Source organism: Pseudomonas sp. 1152_12 (assembly GCF_052850675.1).
Window position 1 is genome coordinate 1 of sequence record NZ_VXCW01000035.1, and the last position, 4,868, is coordinate 4,868.

Here is a 4,868-nt window from a genome sequence, read left to right on the forward strand (position 1 = left end):
GCGGTCGCACCGAACCTCCTGTAAACCCGCTTGGTGATCTCCTGTTTGCTGTGGCCGAGCAGCAGGCTGGCATCCCCGATATCGATGATTTCCGACGCGGCCTTTGGCCGGATGTCGCGGAACTGAAACCCTCCAATCTTGGCCGCGAGCAGCGGGTCGCCTTGTTCGATGGCGTTCTGCTTGGCTTTTTCCCGCGCCTTGTCCCATCGCAAGCGTAACATCCCCTTAGTCATCCGCTTTCCGTGTCTGTTGATCAACAGGTACTTGGACGAATGACCGACATTCCTTTCGCTGATCTCCCTAAACAATCTCCCCAAGCTGTTTTCCCCGGCTTCCGTACGCATCAGGATTCGTAGCTTCTGGCCGGTCTTGCTCTGCGTCACCAGGAGGTAGTCACCCTCGGTATCGTCGCTACGCATGATTAGTACGTCAGCCGGCCGTTGGCCGGTCAAATAGCCCAGATCCATGGCTTCCTTGAGTTCTTGTTCGGCAACCGCGTAGACGGCATCCCAGACAGCCGCGTTGGCGTAGTAATCACGCGGCGCCTCCTTTTCTTCCTGATGCCTTGGCAAGGGTTCTCCCGTTCCGTGAGGCCCCACTCTCTAGCCATGTTGTCTTTCTGGGTCCGCTCGCCCTTTTTTGGGATGACGTCGCGCACGTATCGGTCGAAGATGCCCCTCATCGTTGTCAGATCGGCGGGTTTCTCTTTGGCCTCAAGTTCGGCCCACTTCAAACGGGCTTTGCTCAGATCTGTTCCGAGCGGGATCTCTTTGCCAGCAGAATCCCGGTAGTAGTAGCCGATCCAAACCTTGCCATTTTTCCTTGGGCGCTTACGGCGCACCATTCCAGGCGGCAAATCTCTGTTCTCGTGGTTCCGGGGGCGCATATCAGTTCACCTTGGAGAAGTCTGGCGTTCAAACAGGGCGCCCCGGCGGTGGGTTCTGTTCAACGATGGCCGGATTCACCATGCCCAGCTTCATGCGCGCGAACATCCGTCCGACCAAGGGCCGACCGCCGCGACTCTCGATGAATACCCAGTTGCGATCCCTAAGCCATTTACGCTGATGTGCTCTGAGCTTGTAGCCGGTGAGGTCCGCAAGCTCCTTATCCGATAAGATTTTTGCTTGCATAGTTATCTCCCACTGCCCGCACTGGGCAGCGCTGTCTTGTTCATTATCATGTGTTGTCCTTGCTGCTGTGCGCGGCAGAAGATGGGTGTTGCCACTGACCGAAAACTGACCCAGTAGAGGCTCTTCTGCCGACTGAAAACTGACCCAGGTGTTCAACTGCTTCTGCTCACTTTTCGAGCAGGAGAACACAGGGTGATCAGCATGGAAATGTTGGGAAAAATCCGGCGGATGTACTTCCGCGACAAGCTCTCGCTGCATCAGATAGCCAAGCGTACCGGGCTGTCGAGAAACACCATCCGAAAATGGGTCAGAGCGCCCGAAGCCACTCAGCCGGCGTACCAACGGTGCGCAACCTTCAACAAACTCAGCCCTTTCCACGAGACCCTGGAGCAGGCGCTCAAGGCCGATGCGTTCCGGCCAAAACACAACCGCAGGAGCGCCAAAGCGCTTTTCGAGCAGATCAAGGCCGACGGTTACGACGGCGGCTACAGCCAGCTCACGGCGTTTGTACGCTCGTGGCGAGGTGAGCAAGGCAAGTCTTTACGCGCTTTTGTACCGCTGACTTTTGCGCTCGGCGAGGCGTTTCAATTTGACTGGAGCGAAGAGAGTCTGCTGATCGGTGGCCTGTTTCGACGTATCCAGGTCTCCCACATGAAGCTGTGCGCCAGTCGCGCATTCTGGTTGGTTGCGTACCCCAGCCAAGGCCACGAGATGCTGTTTGATACCCATACCCGTTCGTTTGGAGCGTTGTGTGGTGTGCCACGTCGCGGCATCTACGACAACATGAAAACGGCTGTCGACAAGGTTAACAAAGGCAAAGGCCGCACGGTCAACGCCCGGTTTTCCGTGATGTGCGCGCACTATCTGTTCGATCCGGACTTCTGCAACGTGGCCTCTGGCTGGGAGAAAGGCATCGTCGAAAAGAACGTGCAGGACAGCCGGAGGCGAATCTGGCTCGATGCTCAAAATTGCATGTTCCATACCTTTGAGGAACTGAATGTCTGGCTCGGCCAGCGTTGCCGGGCGCTCTGGAGCGAACTGGTGCATCCGCAGTACAACGGGCTGACGGTGGCCGAGGTCTTGGAGCTGGAGCAGGTCGAAATGATGCCAATGCCGATGGCATTTGATGGCTACGTCGAGCGTACCGTGCGGGTCTCCAGCACCTGTCTGATCAGCGTGGCGCGAAATCGCTATTCAGTGCCATGTGAGCGAGTCGGCCAGTGGGTCAGCAGCCGTTTGTACCCTTCGCGGATCGTGGTCATTGCCGGCGAAACGGTGATCGCCAGTCACGAGCGCCTCTTTGATCGAGATCAGGTCAGTTTTGACTGGCAGCACTACATCCCACTCATCGAACGCAAGCCTGGTGCACTGCGCAATGGCGCGCCATTTACTGATCTGCCAAAACCGTTACGGCTTCTCAAACGAGGACTGAGGCGTCACACCAACGGTGATCGAATCATGATGCAGGTACTGGCTGCTGTGCCAATTGCGGGTCTCGAACCTGTGCTGGTGGCGGTGGAGCTGGTACTTGAATCGGGAAGTCTGAGCGCAGATCACATCCTCAATGTCCTTGCCCGCCTGACCTCCACCGCACCACCTCCCTGTGTAGAAACCAGCCTGCAACTCAAAGTGGCGCCTGTTGCCAATACAGCACGCTACGACCGGTTCCGTACGACCGATGAGGAGAATCGCAATGCGTGACCTAATGACTGAACTCAAAGAACTTCGCCTGCACGGCATGGCCAGTGCTTGGGAAGAACTGGCCTCTCAAGGAACAGCGTCGACGGGTTCATCGAAATGGCTGCTGGAACATCTGCTTCAGCAGGAACATGCGGATCGCGCGGTGCGCTCGGTGAATCATCAGATGAACATGGCAAAACCCCCCATGCACCGTGACTTAGCTGGCTTTGACTTCAGCGCTTCCAGCGCTGATGCCCGGCTGGTCAGCGATCTATCCAGCTTAGCGTTCACTGAAACCGCGCAGAATGTCGTGTTCATCGGCGGTCCTGGAACCGGGAAAACACACCTGGCCAGTGCCTTGGCTGTATCCGGAATCACGGCCCACAACAAACGCGTGCGCTTCTTTTCCACGGTGGATTTGGTGAATCTGCTGTAGCGTGAGAAGTACGATGGCAAGGCAGGGCGAATCGCCCAGGCACTGCTGCGCACAGACCTGGTGATACTGGATGAACTCGGATATTTGCCCTTCAGCCAAAGCGGTGGCGCCCTGTTATTTCACCTGCTGTCCAAACTGTACGAACACACCAGCGTGGTCAACACCACCAACCTCAGCTTCTCGCAATGGTCGAGTGTGTTTGGCGACGCCAAGATGACCACCGCGTTGCTGGATCGGCTTACACACCACTGCCACATTGTCGAAACGGACAACGAGTCCTACCTCCTACAACATAGCACCTTGGCCGCCTAGACAAAGATCAAAACACGCGAACGAAAGCGAAAGGACGGAAATGATATCGAGGACGATGAGCCATTTTAATCCGCACCATAAATGCCCTGCTGCATGCGGTGGGGCTTGATGCGTCTTCAATCGGAACACTGCTGCTAAGCTTATCCACAATTGCTGGGGCAAAAATCAGCAATCCGTCCTGGGTCAATTTTCAATCGGCAGGGTGGGGCAGTTTTTAATCAGCGCCAACAGGCCGCCACTACAATGTCTGCAAAAAAGCTTATTAGTGTCGAAGCGGAGCATTGAATTTATTGAAGACTTTTTAATAAGATCTTCGATTCTCTATGTCTCTCAAGTCAAAGTGACTGATCGCAATAGCCTGTAATTTATAGTCTATAAAATTACAATAGGCTGACACAGGGAGTTGAATAAAAAAAGGAACTTAGTGTTATTGCTTTGTAATGGCGTTAATTTCGTATTTCAATGAAATTTTAAATAGCAATTTCACGTTCTTTAAGTGCTATTTTTTATAAGTGGACGACGCTGTTTCTTAGTAAAAATATCACGAGGATGTTGAGATGAACGATGTAAAAGTTTTAGTTTTGCGCACCTGCTCGAATAACATGGGCGATCACTGCGGCCTTATCTGGCCCGTATCGGGTGTTGTGGAATGCAAATTTTGGGAGCCTACGAGAAAGCTCGAGAATGGGCTGTCCGGCTTGCTCTGGGGAAAGGGGGCGAGCACCCAATTAAATATGCAAGCCGATGCTAGATGGGTGGTTTGTGAAGTTGCGATTGACGATATTATTCGTCTGGATATAGATGGGGGCGTTAAATTTCCCCGTGCTGAAGTGGTTCATGTCGGAACACGAAAAAGTGCATTAGGGTACATTTCGAGTAACGTTTCGAACTATGCGTCATATTCAGCAGATCTGGTTGAGCCATTTGCTTTTTCTGAAGTGCGCCCGGAAATGAACGAGGACTCTTTTAGGCCACCAACGGCAACAGATCAGACGCTAAAAACGCTAGAGACAGCTGTTTATGGCAGTACGCTCACGGGCGCAAATCAGAGTCAGCTCATCGCCGGTTATGGCAGTACTGAAACCGCTGGAGATCGCAGCACCCTGATTGCGGGGTACGGGAGTACCGGAACTTCAGGTTCCGACAGTTCCATCATTGCCGGCTACGGCAGCACTCAAACCGCTGGAGAAGAAAGCTCGCTAACAGCGGGTTATGGCAGCACGCAGACGGCTCAGGAAGGCAGCGATCTCACCGCAGGCTACGGCAGCACGGGCACCGCTGGTTCCGACAGTTCGCTGATCGCTGGCTAT

Annotated in this window: 2 protein-coding genes and 3 pseudogenes; 3 read left to right on the forward strand and 2 right to left on the reverse strand. The window is 54.2% G+C overall.

Features of this window, described 5'->3' with window-relative positions; translation table 11 throughout:
* Positions 1-886: pseudogene (locus tag FW764_RS27925) on the reverse strand (tyrosine-type recombinase/integrase); the annotation flags it as partial.
* Positions 887-914: 28 nt separating this feature from the next.
* Positions 915-1,130 (reverse strand): DUF4224 domain-containing protein, encoded by a 216-nt coding sequence (locus FW764_RS27930; RefSeq protein ID WP_446436708.1) that lies wholly within the window; start codon positions 1,128-1,130, stop codon positions 915-917.
* Between the two features lie 201 nt (positions 1,131-1,331).
* Here FW764_RS27930 and istA point away from each other — a divergent pair, with 201 nt between their 5' ends.
* The 3 genes and pseudogenes from istA to FW764_RS27945 form a co-directional block, all read left to right on the forward strand.
* Entirely contained in the window at positions 1,332-2,831 is a 1,500-nt protein-coding gene (gene istA, locus FW764_RS27935) for an IS21 family transposase (protein WP_446436709.1), read from the forward strand.
* Positions 2,824-3,627, forward strand: a pseudogene (istB, locus tag FW764_RS27940) (IS21-like element ISPsy20 family helper ATPase IstB). Before istA ends, istB begins: the two are co-directional and overlap by 8 nt.
* Positions 3,628-4,115: 488 nt before the next feature.
* A pseudogene (locus FW764_RS27945) lies at positions 4,116-4,868 on the forward strand (Ice nucleation protein); the annotation flags it as partial.